The 15,803-nt window shown below is 59.7% G+C and carries 18 protein-coding genes and 1 tRNA gene; 5 read left to right on the top strand and 14 right to left on the bottom strand.

Features of this window, described 5'->3' with window-relative positions; all coding sequences use genetic code 11:
- Positions 1-201: 201 nt before the first annotated feature.
- Genes K6U75_16655 through K6U75_16645 form a run of 3 tightly spaced genes read left to right on the top strand, consistent with a single transcriptional unit; the run spans position 202 to position 1,226 of the window.
- Positions 202-669 (top strand): DUF1559 domain-containing protein, encoded by a 468-nt coding sequence (locus tag K6U75_16655; GenBank protein MCL6476663.1) that lies wholly within the window; start codon positions 202-204, stop codon positions 667-669.
- Between the two features lie 17 nt (positions 670-686).
- Positions 687-1,034 (top strand): hypothetical protein, encoded by a 348-nt coding sequence (locus K6U75_16650; protein ID MCL6476662.1) that lies wholly within the window; start codon positions 687-689, stop codon positions 1,032-1,034.
- Positions 1,035-1,046: 12 nt separating this feature from the next.
- Positions 1,047-1,226 (top strand): hypothetical protein, encoded by a 180-nt coding sequence (locus tag K6U75_16645; protein ID MCL6476661.1) that lies wholly within the window; start codon positions 1,047-1,049, stop codon positions 1,224-1,226.
- Positions 1,227-1,350: 124 nt separating this feature from the next.
- On the opposite strand, the gene K6U75_16640 is transcribed toward K6U75_16645, so the two are convergent.
- The 6 genes from K6U75_16640 to K6U75_16615 form a co-directional block, all read right to left on the bottom strand.
- Positions 1,351-2,961 (bottom strand): tetratricopeptide repeat protein, encoded by a 1,611-nt coding sequence (locus tag K6U75_16640; GenBank protein ID MCL6476660.1) that lies wholly within the window; start codon positions 2,959-2,961, stop codon positions 1,351-1,353.
- An 8-nt stretch (positions 2,962-2,969) separates the two neighbouring features.
- Positions 2,970-4,235 carry a tetratricopeptide repeat protein gene (locus K6U75_16635; GenBank protein ID MCL6476659.1) on the bottom strand — a complete coding sequence of 422 codons (1,266 nt, stop codon included), beginning with the start codon at positions 4,233-4,235 and terminating at the stop codon, positions 2,970-2,972.
- Between the two features lie 13 nt (positions 4,236-4,248).
- Positions 4,249-5,292 carry a Holliday junction branch migration DNA helicase RuvB gene (gene ruvB / locus K6U75_16630; GenBank protein MCL6476658.1) on the bottom strand — a complete coding sequence of 348 codons (1,044 nt, stop codon included), beginning with the start codon at positions 5,290-5,292 and terminating at the stop codon, positions 4,249-4,251.
- Positions 5,293-5,392: 100 nt separating this feature from the next.
- A complete protein-coding gene (ruvA, locus tag K6U75_16625; protein ID MCL6476657.1) occupies positions 5,393-6,010 on the bottom strand; it encodes a Holliday junction branch migration protein RuvA in 618 nt (205 codons plus the stop codon).
- A 1-nt stretch (position 6,011) separates the two neighbouring features.
- The gene (gene hisG / locus K6U75_16620; protein MCL6476656.1) at positions 6,012-6,881 is read right to left on the bottom strand and encodes an ATP phosphoribosyltransferase; all 870 of its coding nucleotides are present in this window, start codon (positions 6,879-6,881) and stop codon (positions 6,012-6,014) included.
- A gap of 65 nt (positions 6,882-6,946) precedes the next feature.
- A complete protein-coding gene (locus K6U75_16615) occupies positions 6,947-7,972 on the bottom strand; it encodes a glycoside hydrolase family 5 protein (GenBank protein MCL6476655.1) in 1,026 nt (341 codons plus the stop codon).
- A gap of 166 nt (positions 7,973-8,138) precedes the next feature.
- Here K6U75_16615 and K6U75_16610 point away from each other — a divergent pair, with 166 nt between their 5' ends.
- Positions 8,139-9,263, top strand: a complete 1,125-nt coding sequence (locus tag K6U75_16610) for an aldo/keto reductase (GenBank protein MCL6476654.1) — start codon at positions 8,139-8,141, stop codon at positions 9,261-9,263.
- A 35-nt stretch (positions 9,264-9,298) separates the two neighbouring features.
- Here the strand turns inward: K6U75_16610 and K6U75_16605 are convergent.
- The 8 genes from K6U75_16605 to K6U75_16570 all read right to left on the bottom strand — a co-directional run bounded on the left by K6U75_16605 (position 9,299) and on the right by K6U75_16570 (position 15,143).
- A tRNA-Val gene (locus tag K6U75_16605) sits at positions 9,299-9,373 on the bottom strand.
- Positions 9,374-9,399: 26 nt separating this feature from the next.
- The gene (locus K6U75_16600; GenBank protein MCL6476653.1) at positions 9,400-10,020 is read right to left on the bottom strand and encodes a Uma2 family endonuclease; all 621 of its coding nucleotides are present in this window, start codon (positions 10,018-10,020) and stop codon (positions 9,400-9,402) included.
- Positions 10,021-10,074: 54 nt separating this feature from the next.
- Positions 10,075-10,776, bottom strand: a complete 702-nt coding sequence (locus K6U75_16595; protein ID MCL6476652.1) for a hypothetical protein — start codon at positions 10,774-10,776, stop codon at positions 10,075-10,077.
- Positions 10,776-11,630 carry a hypothetical protein gene (locus K6U75_16590; GenBank protein ID MCL6476651.1) on the bottom strand — a complete coding sequence of 285 codons (855 nt, stop codon included), beginning with the start codon at positions 11,628-11,630 and terminating at the stop codon, positions 10,776-10,778. Before K6U75_16590 ends, K6U75_16595 begins: the two co-directional genes overlap by 1 nt.
- Positions 11,631-11,633: 3 nt before the next feature.
- Entirely contained in the window at positions 11,634-12,488 is an 855-nt protein-coding gene (locus K6U75_16585) for a hypothetical protein (GenBank protein ID MCL6476650.1), read from the bottom strand.
- 2 nt (positions 12,489-12,490) lie between these two features.
- On the bottom strand, positions 12,491-13,267 hold the full coding sequence (locus tag K6U75_16580; GenBank protein ID MCL6476649.1) for a hypothetical protein: 777 nt from the start codon (positions 13,265-13,267) through the stop codon (positions 12,491-12,493).
- A 76-nt stretch (positions 13,268-13,343) separates the two neighbouring features.
- Complete coding sequence (locus K6U75_16575; protein MCL6476648.1) at positions 13,344-14,006, bottom strand: Uma2 family endonuclease; 663 nt, start codon at positions 14,004-14,006, stop codon at positions 13,344-13,346.
- A gap of 84 nt (positions 14,007-14,090) precedes the next feature.
- Positions 14,091-15,143 carry a Gfo/Idh/MocA family oxidoreductase gene (locus K6U75_16570; GenBank protein ID MCL6476647.1) on the bottom strand — a complete coding sequence of 351 codons (1,053 nt, stop codon included), beginning with the start codon at positions 15,141-15,143 and terminating at the stop codon, positions 14,091-14,093.
- Positions 15,144-15,455: 312 nt separating this feature from the next.
- On the opposite strand from K6U75_16570, the gene K6U75_16565 reads away from it, so the two are divergent.
- Positions 15,456-15,803 (top strand): hypothetical protein (locus tag K6U75_16565; GenBank protein ID MCL6476646.1); only part of this gene is annotated, 348 nt, incomplete at its 3' end.

Here is a 15,803-nt window from a genome sequence, read left to right as displayed (position 1 = left end):
AAGGTATTTCCGGGGATTAAGACGATGTGACATTTCAAATTGGGAATAAAATAGGACATTTCAAATTGGAAACCACACACGGGCGAAAAAGACTTGACAGAAAAAGGAGGTTTCCTGTAAACTATAATCAATCTTCCTTGATAGATGGGATGTAAGTGCGATAACAAACAATTCATTTCATGAGGTGAAGGAGGCACCGACATGAACCGACGTGCGTTTACGCTGATTGAGCTGCTGGTTGTTATCGCGATTATTGCGATATTGGCAGCTATCCTGTTCCCCGTCTTCTCGCAGGCGCGCGAAAAAGCGCGGCAGAGCAGTTGTCTGTCCAACCTGAAGAACATGAACACGGCGTTGCTCATGTACACGCAGGACTACGACGAGACGTTCCCGCTCACCGCGCCAGACAACGTGCGTGCGTTTTTCACGACACCGTGGGACCGTACGCCCGCTTCACCGTTGGGCTACGCCCGCAGACAGGGGTTCTGGTCTAACTCCATCGCGCCTTACATTAAGAACTGGCAGGTCTACACCTGTCCTTCCGCCCAGGAGCGCAACATCTTCAACATCGATCCAGCCACCAACCCGATGCGCTTCACGGCAGCATTCACGCTGAACGGCTACCTGCAGGCGTGGCCATTGCCGGTACCCCATCGCCCGCCAAGCTGATCACCTTCTGGGAGGGGTTGGGCAAGCAGACCATCCCGGGCTTCGCTACCGTCAGTCCCCTGCCGCATACCAAGGCGGGCTTTCCGCCACCCAGCGGCGCGTTGTACCGATATAGCGAAACCGGCGACGAATGCACCACGCAAATCTGGTGGACGACGGTTTTCGAAGCCACTCACCGCGTGCACGCCGAAGGTAGCAACTATGCCTACGCCGATGGGCACGTCAAGTGGATACGTAACCCCAGCGAAAACTCGCCCTGGGCAGCAGTGGACGCCAACGGCATTCCCACCAGTTTGTGGGTGCCTGATTTCTGCTTCACGACAGGCTGCTGTCCCGCCTTGTGGCACAGACCGACCATCGAATAAGCGAGGTGAGGGATGAAAAAGTCTAAACTCATCCTGCTGGCTGTTGCTGCAGTAGCCGTCATGCTGGCTAGCTGTCAGAAGCGGGAGGCGGAGGTAGCCGAGAAGGCTCCACCGGGAGCAGCGTCTACATCGCCGGGTGCTTCCGCGCCTGCGGGCGGCACGCCTGCTGCTACACAACCGCAGGGAGAATAAACCTCTGCCGTTTTTGCCCCGGCGACCGCAGGTTGCCGGGGCAGAAATGACACCCTAAGACATGCGCCCACGCTGCAATCATGGGCTACGGTAGAATCTCGCTTTATCGCCCAGCAGAGTGTTCCTACCGGATACCAGCCGCGCGAAGCGCACGGGAGGCGTTCGCCAGCTCGCGCAGTGCTTCGCTGCGCAGGAGCATCCCCTCTTCTTGATAGCGTGTCTCTTTGGTCTCGGCGAAGGAGAGCAGGCTACCCAGCGACTGTTGCAACAAACTGACTGCGAGCTGGAACCGGTGGTGCGCATCCAGCACGCGCGGAACAGGCTTGAGCGACTGGGCGAACCTCTGCAGGTCGTTGCACTGCGCTTCCAGCCCTTTAAGCGTTTTGAACAGGGTTTCCAGCGTTACGCCTCCGCTGCTGTAAGAAGCTATCGCTTCCTGAATGCGCTGTGCGAGCTGAGTGATACCTGTCTCCACACCGTCTGCCAGGGTGACGTACACTTCGCCCCGTCGCGTTTCGTCCTCTTCGGGAAGGAGGCCATACAGGTTGCCCACCACCTCCTGCGCCCGTGCAAATTGAGCACGAGCGAGATACAGCTTCGCCAGACGCATCAACGGCTCGGTATTCGTGGGCGACTTCTGTGCAGCCTGTACGTAGCATTCCTCCGCCTCGGTGACGCGGGCGCGGTTCCACAAGAGGTCGCCCAGATGCAGCCAGGCGGCGACGTTCTGCGGGTCGCGCTCCAGCATGCGGCGGTACATCGTTTCCGCCTCGTCCAGACGGTTCGCGCTCATATAGGCATCCGCCAGTGCCAGTAGCAAGGGCGTGCTGTCCGACACTATCTGCACAGCGCGCATCCCCTCTGCGAGTGCCGCATCCTCCATCCGCCTTTGCAGATACGCTTCTATCAGGCGTCGGCGTGGCTCGGGGTCTGTGGGCTTTGCGTCCGCCGCTTTACGGTAGGACTCGATTGCATTGGCAAGGTCGCCTGCCCGGGCGTACTTCTGCCCTTCCTCTAAAAACTGCTTCATGAGCGTGCTGGCATCCGTTGCGGCGGTTGTACCCCGCTGGGCGGATTGTGCCTCTTTTTGCGTGATGTCTACACGCGCCAGCGTTGCCAGAGGTTCGGCGATCAATCGGGCGACCAGATTGCTGGCAGCGGTGCGGGCAGTGCTCACGGGGTCGACGGTCATCCCGCCCCCAGCCAGCGCGCGTTGCACCGGTTGGCTTTCCAGCTGCACCTGCCAGGCTCGCCCACCTCCCACCGGCATCCACACCGCAGAGACCATGATCACCGAATTGGTCGGCAGATTCTGCAACAGGCTGGGGTCTATCTTTTTTTTGCCTTTGGGCATTACCGGCGGTTTATTCGACCATGCCGCACGCACCGTCAGCGCGAACTCTCCGCCAAGAGCCTGCACCACCCGCCGTTTCTGTTCGTCGGAAAGCTGGGAGCCAACGTCCGATGCTTTCAAGCTCCCTTCCTGCAGGAGCCGCCGGATGTACGGAGCAGAAGGGTCGTAAATCAGCACATCCACCCGCCGGGTTTCTTCCAGCAGTTGCGCCAGCGGTGTGGCGATGCCCACGTTCGGGTCGGGCTGGTCCTTTTTTGCCTCCACCTTCTCGGGGAAGACCACCACCAGCGGTCGACGCGCCGGTAGCTGGGCGAAGGCACTGATGGATAGAAGTACCAGCACCACAACCAGCAAACAGGTTTTGCCTGAGCGTCTGCTCATCCGCATCCTTACCCTCCACATGCCGCCAGTCCCTGTTTTGCCGCCTCCAGACCTCTTCGAGCGCGTTCCACATTCTGGTTCGCGGCGATTTGCCGTTCGTACTCGGCAATAGCCTGCTGATAGGCGTTGCGGGCGGAATCCAGCTCGCCCAGCCGCTGATAGCACAATCCGATTTGCTGATAGACAAAACCTTTATCGGTGGCGCCCTGCAGGGCTTTCTGATACAGCGGGATCGCCTCGCGATACCTGCCCGCCAGCTGGTGTTGTTGCGCAACGCGCATCAGGTCTTCCGACTCCATCGACGGAGGTGGTGGTGCTACCACCCCACTGTTTCCCCCTGTGCCGGGGCGCACGGTAATCTCCATCACCGGCTGGCGTTCTGGCGTTTGCCCACCCGCGCCGGGCTGTAGAGGCACGTCCGGCATCACGACCGAGCCTCCGGTAGAAGGCTCCTGGCTACCTGTGCTGCCCTGCGACCGATTGCTGGACGAAGGCGTTGTGGCGGGTTGAGAAGGAACGACCGTGATGGGTGGAAGCGGTGGCAACGGTGTTCGCTCCCCACGTGTGTCCGACCCCGCCCGCTCTGCGGAACGCTGCGTGGGAGGCGCAACAGGCAGGTTGTCCGTGCTCATCGTGGGCATCTGCGGTACTGAAGGCTGTGGATAGCTGGGCGCAGCAGGCGCGTACCAGTTGTAGGGAGGCGCCGTAGACGGTGCGGGCTGGGTGACTGCCGGCGTCTGGGTGGGAGACGGCGAGGTTTTCGGACGCGCCTGATAGTTCATCGCCGCCAGTCCCAAAACGAACAGCCCGACGGCGACGAAGATAGCGATGAGCAAAGGCGCCTGATTCGGCTCTTCCCGGGGAGGTCTGGGCGGGGGCATATGCAGGCGGCGGCGCACTTCCTCCAGCTTGGCGCGGTCTGCCACGCTATCGGGGTTGAGCGCGACCACCTTCTCGTACTCCGCTAACGCCTTCTGCAAATCGCCCTGCTTCTCGTAGATGAGCCCCAGCAGTGAGTGCGCGGACGTGTTCGCCGGGTCCAGCACCAGCACGCCCTCGCAAGCCAGAGCCGCTTCATGCAATCTTCCTTCCGATTCGTGCGTCAGCGCCTCGTCCAGCAGCTGCTGTATCTTCTGCTGCTGTTCCGGCGAGTCCAGTTGAAACACGCTTTCGTCCAGCGGCGGCATCTTGCGCTCTGGCTGTAGCCGATGCCCACACTGGTGGCAGAAACGGCTGTCGTCGGTATTGTATGCACCGCACTGCGTGCAGAACATGCCATCTCACCTCCTACAAGAGGCGCTGCTGGTGGCTCTCACTGCGCGGCAACAGACCCAGGTGCTCGTACGCAAAACGAGTAGCCACACGCCCCCGCGACGTGCGGTTCAGCAAGCCAATCTGTATCAGATACGGCTCGTATACGTCCTCGATGGTATCCCTTTCTTCGTTGGTCGCAGCAGACAGGGTGTCGATGCCCACCGGACCACCGTCAAACTTCTCGATAATCATGCGCAGGAACCGCCGGTCGAACTCGTCCAGCCCGAGTGTGTCCACCTCCAGCATCTGCAACGCCTCGTCGGCAATGCGCCGGGTAATGACACCATCGCCGCGCACCTGTGCGTAATCGCGTACACGCCTCAACAGGCGGTTGGCGATGCGGGGCGTGCCTCGTGAACGCCGGGCGATTTCCGCCGCCCCCTCGCGTTCGACAGGCACACCCAGTATCTCTGCCGAACGCAGCACGATGGTTTGCAGCTCCTCCGGCGTGTAAAACTGGAAATACAACACGATACCGAAACGCGCCCGCAACGGCGACGTCAGCAAGCCCGCTCTGGTGGTCGCGCCCACCAGCGTGAACGGCGGCAGGTCGAGCTTGATGGTGCGCGCCGCCGGTCCCTTGCCGATGACCAGGTCCAGCTGATAGTCCTCCATTGCCGGGTATAGAATCTCTTCCACCGGTCGGCTCAGGCGATGCACTTCGTCGATAAACAGCACGCTGTTCGGCTCGAGATTGGTCAGTATCGCCGCCAGGTCGCCCGGTCGCTCGATGGCAGGACCGGAGGTAGACCGAATGGGCGCCCCCATCTCGTTGGCGATGATGTGCGCGATGGTGGTTTTGCCCAGCCCAGGCGGACCAAAAAGCAAAACATGGTCCAGCGCTTCCCCGCGCTGCCGTGCCGCTTCGATGAAGACGCCAAGGTTCTCCTTCAGCTTTGCCTGTCCGATGAACTCGCGCAACCAGCGCGGGCGCAGGCTGAGCTCGTCCTCTGCCTCTTCCACCCTGCGACGAGGGGTCACTATTCGCTGTTCTTCGGCGTCATCCGTTCGGCGCATGGTGTGCTTTCCCTCATCCCCTGCCCTGTTTCCACCGGCAGAGGAATACTCCATACATCTGTCTACATTTTAGACGACGGGGCGTGGTGCTTTGTTACCTCTAACGGGTCGTGGTCAACACCTGTAGCGCGTTGCGCACCAGCGCAGCGGTATCCGCCTCCGCCGGCAGCGACTTCGCCGCCGTCTCCACCGCGCGCCGGGCATCGGTGCGAGTGTAGCCCAGCGCCATCAACGCTTCCACTGCATCTTCCAGTCGGCCAGAAGGTAGCGGCTTGCCTTTGGCTGCCAGACGGTCTACTTTGCGTTGCCAGGCGATTTCCGCTGCTTTCTCCTTCAGCTCCATCGCAATACGCTGCGCGATCTTGGTGCCCACACCGGGTGCGCTAGTGAGGCGTTTGATGTCCTCACCGGCAATCGCCATCGCCAGCTGCTCTGCATCCATCACGCTGAGCAGGCTCAGCGCGGCTTTCGGTCCCACCCCGCTGACGCCGATGAGCATCTCGAAGAGCCTGCGCTGCTCAGCGGTGGCAAAACCATACAGGCTCATCTCCTCCTCGCGTACGTAAAAGGTGGTGAGCAGGTGTACCTGCTCACCCACCGCCGGAAGTACTGCCGAAACCGTTTCGGGAACCAGAACACGGTAGCCGACGCCGTTCACATCCACTACAACTGCCGCCGTGTCCTTTTCCACCAGCGTGCCGCGCACATGCGCGATCATCTCAGTAAATCACCTTGTTGAGCGGATACTCGACAAGTCCCTGCGCCCCGGCGCGTTTGAGCTGCGGGATGAGGTCGCGCACGTGCTTCTGTTCCAGGATGGTCTCGACCGCCACCCATTTCTCGTCCGACAGCGGCGAGATGGTGGGGTTCTTCAACGCAGGTAGCACGCTTAGCACCGCCGGCAGGTTGGCGCGCTCCACGTTCATCTTCAGCCCCACCAGCGCGCCTGCGTTCAGCGCAGCAGTCAACAGCATGGCGATGTTCTCGGTCTTCTCGCGCTTCCACGTATCCTGCCATGCCTCTTTATTGGCAATCAGGCGCGGGGTAGAGACCAGCAAAGTATCCACGATGCGCAGGTTGTGCGCCCGCAGGCTGCTGCCCGTCTCGGTGTTGACCACAATGGCGTCCGCCAGAACGGGTACCTTCACCTCACACGCGCCCCACGAGAACTCCACGCTCGCCTGCACGCCGTGTTGCTGCAGGTAGCGTTCGGTCAGGCGCACGTATTCGGTGGCGATGCGCTTGCCCTGAAGGTCTTTGACGCTCTCGATGGGACTGCTCTCCTGCACCGCCAGCACCACACGCACCGGGTTGCGCGTCACTTTGGAATATGTCAGGTCGGCGACCTCGATGACATCTGCGCCGTTGTCTTCAATCCAGTCCTTGCCGCTGATGCCCACATCCAGTATGCCATCCTGCACATAGCGTGGGATTTCCTGTGGGCGAATGAGCCAGGGTTCCAGTTCGGGGTCGTCCACCGTCGGCTCGTAGGAGCGCAGTGAAACATGCAACTCGAACCCCGCCTTTTTGAACAGATCAAAGGTCGCTTCTTGCAGACTGCCCTTCGGTAAACCGATTTTGAGTTTCACACGTTCACTCCCGATGTCTTCCAGAGTTTTGCGTAGATGATTATATCGGGTATCGGGGGCATGCGTCAACCATTGAAAAGAGCCCGTACCACCCCCTCGTCCGCCTTTGGCTCGGGCTTGTCGGTGGTGAGAAGGGCGAAGCCGCCTTTGTAATCCCACATCGCCCAGCCGATGCGGTACTTTTGCAACGTCTTCACCACATCTGCCAGCCAGCGATAGCGCGAATCCGGGGGCGAAAAGGCGCGATACACCCCGAACTCGCCGCAGTACAGCGGCACGCGGTACTGTTTCTGGTACTCCACGACTGGCGTCATCCGCCTCTCGATCCAGCCGATGTCTACCCCCTGTTCAGCCAGCCGTCGCAGGGCAGCAGCGGAGTTCTCGGGTAACCCGGCCAGCAAAGGCTGCGCGTTCTCCATGTTTAGCGGATAGGGGACGTTGCGCAACGGTCGCCAGTGTGCACTGCCCCATGTGGCGCCCTGATGGGTAAACTCGTGCGGCAGGTAAAAATGGAAGGTGTAGACGATGTTATTGTCCTCTATCGGACGGACAGCGGGCAGGTCGTCGGGACCACTCCAGTTGTGTCCGCAGACGATGATGGTGTGCCGCTTATCCACTTTGCGGATGGCTTGTACCAATTGGATGGCTGTGTCCCGCCACGCCTGTGGGTTCGGCTCGACCGGCTCGTTGAGCAGCTCGTACACCACATTCAGCGGGCGGCGGACGTATCGCTGCGCAATGGCTTGCCATAGCTTTTCAAAGTGCGCGTAGGCGGTGGCATCCTGCGCGATTTTGGGCGCGGGCACCGGATGCAGGTCGATCACCACGCCGAGGCGGTTCGCCTGTGCCCAGTCCAGCGCACGGTCGACGTAGGTGAACCCCTGTTCTCGCAGGGAGCCGTCCGGCGACTGAAGCAGGGCGTTGTCAATCGGCAGGCGTACGTGCGTGAAGCCCAGTTTCGCAATCAGTGCGAAGTCCTTCTCCCCAATGTAAGACTGGAGGTGTGGTTCGTCCAGGGAATGCTGAGAGAGCCAGTGGCTCAGGTTAATGCCTTTGGCAAGGGTTCGGATAACGCTTGCGGGTACAGGCATTGCTTGATACCTCCTGTGGTATTTGGCAATTCTCGATTCGGCGCGCACCGTCTTCAGTCCTGCCGCGGGTTGTTTGTTACTCTAACTGTATTGCAGCATATACATCTAATATAATAAGCGTGTATAATAGAAGTGGTACGAAAAATCGTTTGAGGGAGCGGGGGATATGGAATATCGGGTATTTGGCAACACAGGTATCCGCATCTCGAGACTGGGTTTCGGTGCGATGCGACTGCCGATGACCGAGATCAATGGTCAAAGAGTGGTCGATGAAGAGAAAGCCATTGCCATGCTTCATCGCGCCTTTGAACTGGGGGTGAACTATGTCGATACCGCCTGGTTCTATTGCGATGGACAGAGCGAAATCGTGGTAGGCAAAGCGTTGAAGGGCTGGCGCGATAAAGTGTACGTCTCCACCAAGTATCCTGTCGGCAATGAGAAGGGCTATCGTGAATTGCTGGAAATCCAGCTGCAGAAGCTGGACACCGACCATATCGACTTCTACCATTTTCACGGCATCGGCGAATGGTTCCTGAAGCACGAACGACGGGAGGAGTTCATCCGCGAAGCGTTGCGTGCGAAAGAGGAGGGCTTGATCCGCCATATCTCCTTCTCCTTCCACGACAAGCCTGAGGTGATGATGCGCCTGATAGACCTGGGCATCTTTTCGTCGGTGCTGTGCCAGTACAACCTGCTGGACCGCGCCAACGAGGAGGCTCTGGCTTATGCCAAGGCGAAGGGTCTGGGCACTGTGGTGATGGGACCGGTGGGTGGTGGCAGGTTGGCTGGGCTACCGCGTGAGACCGCCGAGCGACTGGGCATCCGCGTGCATAGCAGTGCGGAACTTGCCCTGCGCTTTGTCTTCGCCAACCGCAACGTGGACTGCGCGCTGTCGGGTATGAGCACCATCGAGCAGGTGGAAGAGAACGCCGCCGTCGCTTCGAACATGGCGCCGCTCAGCCCCGAGGAGGTAGCCGCCATCAACGCCGCGATGGACGAAAACAAGCGGCTGGCAGACCTGTATTGCACGGGTTGCAACTACTGCCTGCCGCATTGCCCGCAGGAGGTGAACATCTCGCACATTTTCCAGGCGATGAACTACTATCGGGTGTACGGCTTGAAGGAGTATGCGCAGCAGCACTATGATGCCATCGGCTCAAGGTGGGTGAAGGGCAAGAAGGCAGACGCCTGCATCGAGTGCGGCGAATGCGAACAGCACTGCCCCCAGCACATCCCCATTCGCGATCAGCTGAAAGAGTGCCTCGCGCTGTTTCACCGCTACACGCGGTAGGTGGGGCAAGACGCGAGTAACCAGTACATAAAAAGTGGTGGGCGGTAGTGGATTTGAACCACTGACCTCCTCGTTGTCAACGAGGCGCGCTCCCGCTGCGCCAACCGCCCACGCACCCTTGATTATAGCACATGCTTCACTGGCTGTCAAACTGCCGAACCGCTTCCATCAGCGGCGGACGCTCCCACAACCACCGCACCGGCAACCGAAAACCTGCCAACACTACACTGTGATACACACCCTCCGCATCCTCACGACGACGCTCGTAACGACCATCTTCACCCAGCACGAAAAAGTCCACCCGCTTCGCCTGAGGGTCAATCACCCAGTACTCCCGAATGCCCTCTAACTCATACTCTGCGAACTTCTCGCCCCGGTCGCGCAACAGGCTCTCAGCGGAAGTAATCTCCACTACCAAATCCGCGCCGCCCTCCAGATAGGTGTCGTGCAGGCGGTGCAGGTTCTCGTTTGCCACAAATAGCAAGTCGGGTTCGCGCCCACGCTCACTGCGCAACAACCGCATCTGGAAAGGGGCAGGAACGAGAACACCAATGGGTTTTGTGTTCAGAAAGTGCGTGATGTAGACTGTCAGCCAGCCCATAATCAACTGGTGCTCCAAACCTGCAGGCGACAAAGTGACCACCTCCCCGTCCACCCACTCGGCAAGGGTGTCTTCGTCCAGCTGCGCCAGAAACTGCTCGTAGGTCAGTTTGACCTTCTCAGGCGGAGCCGATTGTGCAGGCAACGCCATCCTCATCACCCCTGCTACATTATGACGCATTCTTCGTGCGCAGGCAAGTGCCGACGATAGCTACCCGAAGCGCAGCCAGTCCCGCAGCAGAAATTGCAACCGTTCCAGAAACACCGCCATACGAGTCATCACGGTGTTGCCGAAGAACGCGCCGAAGCTGACCATCAACAGCCAGCGACCTAGCCTTGCCGTGTGACGCACAGGCGCCCACTTGTGCTCGAAGGAGAAGAAGAAGTACACCATCACGCACACGATGGTGCCGACGAAGATGATGTTGTTCAGGGACATCCACAGCGACAGGGGGGCGGCGCTTCCACCCACCAGCGGCGTGCCGTCGGCGCGGGCAATTAGCGGGCGGAAGGAGTCGGCAATCTGTGGCATGTTCATCAGCAGCTGCTGTTTGAACACCACACCTGCCCCTGCCCCCAGCGTCATGCCAATCACGATGCGTGACAGCCACAGGTATTTGCGGCTGAACTGGAAGTACCACAACGTGCCCAGTAACCCCACCAGCACCCATAATGCCTGCGCACTTCCGGGTGCAAATCCGTTGAACACCGCCGCGAAGCCCCGCGTCATCGGCTCCCACCACAGCGGCTGTAGCACCTGCTTCCACATGATGATAAAGTTGTAACCCACGCCCAGCCCAATCATCACGTTCAGCAGCAGGCGATACAGCTTGTTGTCATTAATCAGATAGGAGTAGATTCCCAGCGTGACGATAGCTGCCAGCCAGATTTGCCAGGTGGTTGCGCCTTCCATCAGCCTCTCCTCCTGCGGGCGGCGAAGTAGCCGATATTGCCCAGTATCACCGCCACGATAATCACCAGATGCCCAAACGCCTGCGGCACAATCAGTTTGGTTCCCAGACTGTTGCGGTCGCGCAGGTCTGGATGAAGCAAAGCGTCATACTCCGCTGCGCCGCGCACCCCCACCAGCATCCCCACCAGCTGTCCCGACAGCAGGTAGCGGTAGTAGGTGGTGGACTGGATGCCAGCGCAGCCAAAAGCGATGGGTGTGCCATACACCCCGTGAATGAAGGCAATCCAGTCCTCCAGTGGCGAGTAAGTTACCGAGTAGATGAGATAGATGTCCTCGATATTGCGCACGCGCTGCATCAGGGGCAGGCGTTCGGCATCGTCCAGCGAGTAGCCCCGTGAATCTTTCTTATACTGCTGGCGGATGTCTTTGGCTATCTGTTGCATCGCCTGCCAGCCGCCTTTGGTGTAACCCAGGTTCACCCAGTCCACGCCATACTTGCGGTCGGGGAACTTCTCGCGCACCAGCTTTTCAATCACCTTGTCGGCAAACTGCGGACCCAGCGGCGTCACCTCCAACGAGATGACAATAAAGGGAATGCGCCTGCGGAAGAGATGTTCGAACACCACCTCGACCTGTCCCCAGTTTTCGCCCTGACTGCCTGCGTCCCAAACGCTGTCCACCAGAACCACCTTGTCTGGCGGGCATTTTTCGATGAACTCATACAGCCGCCGCGTCTCCGGCGAGACGTAGACGGGCAGCTTGATGTTCACCACAAATGGCAACGCGCACGCCACCCATATCGCGGCGTAAATCCAGCGCCGGTCGATGCTTTGCAGTCTGGCAAGCCACTCCATCTTTCACAGCTCCCTGTCGAAGAAGGCTCCTCGTTCCAGCGACAGCCAGAAGCGCAGTCCCACTGCAATCGCGCCTACCATCATGCCGAACCACATGCCGCGCACCGCCGCCGAGTTGGCGATATAAAGGATCCACTGCGCCATGACGGGTAGCTGCAGGTACGAAGGCAAACCATGCGTCAGCCACATCCCAATCGGTATCTGCCCCAGCATCACGATAAACGCAGAGACCATCATCAACATCGCCTCGCCCGATTTCACCCGAAACGCCCGGTACGAAGCGGTCGCCATGTGGAACGTCAGCAGGGAGAAGACCGTGGAGCTCATCGGGCGCAGCAGGTAGTTGAACACCACGTTGTTTACCTCTTTCAGCCACCCACTCTTTTCCCCATAGCCAAACCCAGCCACCATGCCTGCCCCCACTGCCAGAAAGAAAAGCACGCTGCCATACCACTCGGGGCGTCGGCGGCGGATGTTGCTCGAATGCACCATCGCCAGGCTAATCAACCCCATGCCCCATGCCATCGATCCCAGCACGATGAAGAAGTTGTTCACCGAAGTCAGCCAGTCCGACAGGTAGGTCGTCGGTCCTGCGCTCACTCGATCACCTGGGCGCAGCTGTGCAGGCTCTACGCTCTCGGGTGCGCCGGTGGGGCGGTCGCGATACACCTTGAGCGTCGGTTCCACCGGTATCTGCGTCTCTTGCCCATTTACCAGCAGGGTAATGCTCTGCGGAGATACCGACACCACTTCCCCCTGCACGGTGCGCCACGGGATGGTGGGCGGTACCACGAACTCCAGAAAGTAGTAAAGCCCTGCCAGAAAAGTGACCAGAGCGATGAATCGGCGTTTGGTCATGGCTACCGGTACACCCCAATCCATTGCACGAAAAAGTTCTGAGTGCCCATCAAGGTGGTGCTGAGTGCCCCCAGCACGATAACCGCCAGCACGATAATCTTGGCGTAGTCCTGCCCGATGAGACTGCCGAGCATGGTTGGCTCGCGCGTGAGATAGGCACTGGCGGCGTAGAGTTCCTCCCCGATGACCGTGTAGTCGCAGCTGGCGATGAAGAAGGGAACCTGAAAATACTGGTCGGTGCCCGCAATCTGAATCGCGCCGGTGCGCTGTCCGGGTTCGGTAAGCAGGAGCGATGTGTAGTCGTACACGCCGAAGAAGAAATGCGCCGCGGTCTTCTCCCGTTCCATCACGTTGGCGGTAGCGAGCGCCAGCTGGTCTGCCGATGCAGCAAGGAACCGCACGTCATCGGCGTTAAACAGGTCAGGGCGACCCGCCTGCGCGTAAGCCTGCTTGACGATATCCTCCGCCACAGGCACCACCACGGGTATCGCGGTGGTCACAATGACTCGCGAGCCCATTTGGGCGGCTTTGCGGGCGACGTAGCCCAGCACTCCCAGCGCCGCCAGCGTGCCGACGTTCTGCACCTCGCCGACGCCCGGGTGGAAAATCATCGGTCGCCCCATCTCGGTCGCCCGCCCGATGGCTTCGTCGATTTCGTTTAGTCCTGGAATGCGTCGGATGAAGCCTCCCCTGCCCCGTCGCGCGGTGAAAATCTTCCACAGGATCAGGAACGAGAACAGCACGATGGCAATCAACATCTGCAGGTTGGCGTGCTCCATTCAATTACTCCAGTAGGTGGAGTTTGCGCTGTAGAACGTTTCTCCATCGGAGCGGCGGTTCCCTGCTGAAAGGCAGCTACTCTCCCCCTAGACGCTGCCTCAGCTGGGTTTTCAGTTCAGGCGAGAGCATCTCGCTCAGCGCAGATAGCGAGTCGGGCAGGGAATCGCTGGTGAACCAGGCGGGCTTCACACGAAAGCCGGGCAGAACCCGGCTCTGCAGCCAGCCCTCGTGGTCGACTTCGATCGGCGTGTAGACGGCGGCTTCCAGCGCAAAAGCCTCCACACCATAGTGAGCAGGACGCGAGTCGATGAGCCAGTACTCTCGCACACCTTCGCGCTCATACTCGAGGAACTTCTCCACACGGTCTCGCCGTACGCTGTCCTCCGAAATCACCTCCACGATCAGGTCTGGCGCGCCGGTGAAGCGGTCCTCGCTAAGATTCGCTATGTTCTCCCCCAACACGACCACAATGTCCGGTTCGCGGGAGGCAGGGCGTTTGGGCAGGTAAACCTCCAGCGGCGCAGTGCGTACCCTGCCCACTGCCGTCAAATCCAGCAGGATGCGAAGCAACGAAGCCAGGAACAGCACGATATCCTGATGTCTGTCTTTGGGCGGCATCGTCAGGGTAACCTCCCCATCTACCCATTCGGCGTGGGTGTCCTCGTCCTTCCACCGCAGAAACTCTTCGTAGGTCATGCGTATCGCATGACTGCGCACGGTGGATTGCACCATCTGCATCGCCCCCTTCCGGTACAGTCCGGTTTCAGTTTACCACACCGCAAATAGCCCCGTCATCAGGCAGACCAGCATGGTTTCCAGAACTCACGTCCTGTTGCCCAATGAGACCACCTCTCCCGTTTGTGCACTGCGCCATACCGCTTCAGCGACCTGCAGGTCTTTCGCGCCGTCCCAGAGCGTGCTGCGCGGCGTCTCTTGCCCCAGACAGCTTCGCGCGAAGTTCTGCAGCTCACCCATGTATCCAAAACAGCCCACCGCGTGCACACGCAGGATTTCCGTCCAGTCGGGCTGCCACTCGATCCACTGGTTCCTGCCACCGACAGGAGGCTCTGCGACCGGCTCCCCGCGCGGGCGGTAGCGCAGACGAAGCATATCCTCTACCTCCAGCCAGCAATCTACCCCTGTCAACGCCATGCGCTCGTGAATCTTCCACGTTGGCGACTCCAGCGCATTCAGGTTCAGGATTCCGAGCGCACCGCTGGCGAAACGCAGGTTGATGGCGTAACCGAAGCGATTCTCTTCCACCTCGTGCAGGCGGGCATAGACCTCCTCCACCTCGCCGCCGAAGTAGCGAGCCAGATTGAACAGATGCACCGCCTGCCCAATGAGAAACGCCTCCGCCGCCCGAGAGATGCCCCAGATGGCAGGATAGGGACCGTTGGAAAAGCGGATTTCCACCACCGTGACCCGCCCGAACTCCTCCTCCCGACGGGCAATCTGCTTCGCGAGCTCGTAGCCCACAGCAAACCGCTTCATGTAGGCAACTCCACCCCACAAGCCTTTGCGGTCGGCGTGCTCTGCCAGATCCCGCGCCAGCGCAGACGAAAGCGCGGATGGTTTTTCCACAAAAATGGGTAGCCCCGCATCCAGACACTGCTTGCCCACTTCGTAGTGCATTTGCGGCGGTCCCACAATCACCACACCATGCAGTTCCTCCTTCGACAGCATGGTGGCGACATCGGTGTACCAGCGCAATGCTCCAAACCAGCGGGCGTTGCGTTGAGCCAGTTCCTCGCGCAGGTCGCACACCGCCACCAGCTCCATCTCCGGTATCCGATGCACTGCCGGGAAGAGCGAATGGGTTGCATGTCCTCCACACCCAACGAACGCGATACGTGCTTTCTTGACTTCAGCCATCGTTTTAACCTCTCCTCTGAGGCGTCGGCACTTCGTCCGTATATCTTGCATTCTCCGACCCTCTGCATGATTCCGCCTCCTGGAGCAAGCGATGGCGTGCAGCAGATTTTTTGAAAACCCTCTCAAAACCGTTGGCATTTCCGGAAAAAAGCTGTATGATGTAAGCAGACTTCTACCCCTCGTGAAAGGAGCAGAAAAGATGAAAAGCCTTGCTTTGCTACTCAAACGGGGGGGGTACTGAACGCCCTCTCCGCCTTTGCCGTCCTCAACCTGACCCTGCTGGCTAACGCCAGCGCCTCCGCCTCGGTGAGAATGTACGCCCTGTGGTATCCCTCCACCAACTCCGGACAAGACGCAGTGGTTGCCAACACGGGAGCCACCATCGGCGGGCAGTTTGCCGTGCGTGTCGTGGTGCAGCCCAATTCCGGCAGCATCATCACCGCCAGCGTGATACACCAATCCATCACCGAGCAGACTAACGCTCACCCGGTTAGCGCGGGGCAGTTGGCTGGGTTTGAGGTGGCTTCTCCCAATCCGCAATACGGTGACCCGACGCAAAATGTGATCGTGCTGCAAAGTCCTTTTGTCAACCTTGCGGGGCACAACGGGACATACCAGATACAGGTGACGGTGCGTTACGTCACGGGTCCGATACCTTTC

The organism is Bacillota bacterium (assembly GCA_023511455.1).
Lineage (GTDB): Bacteria > Armatimonadota > HRBIN16 > HRBIN16 > HRBIN16 > HRBIN16.
This window is presented reverse-complemented; position numbering and strand designations above follow the sequence as displayed.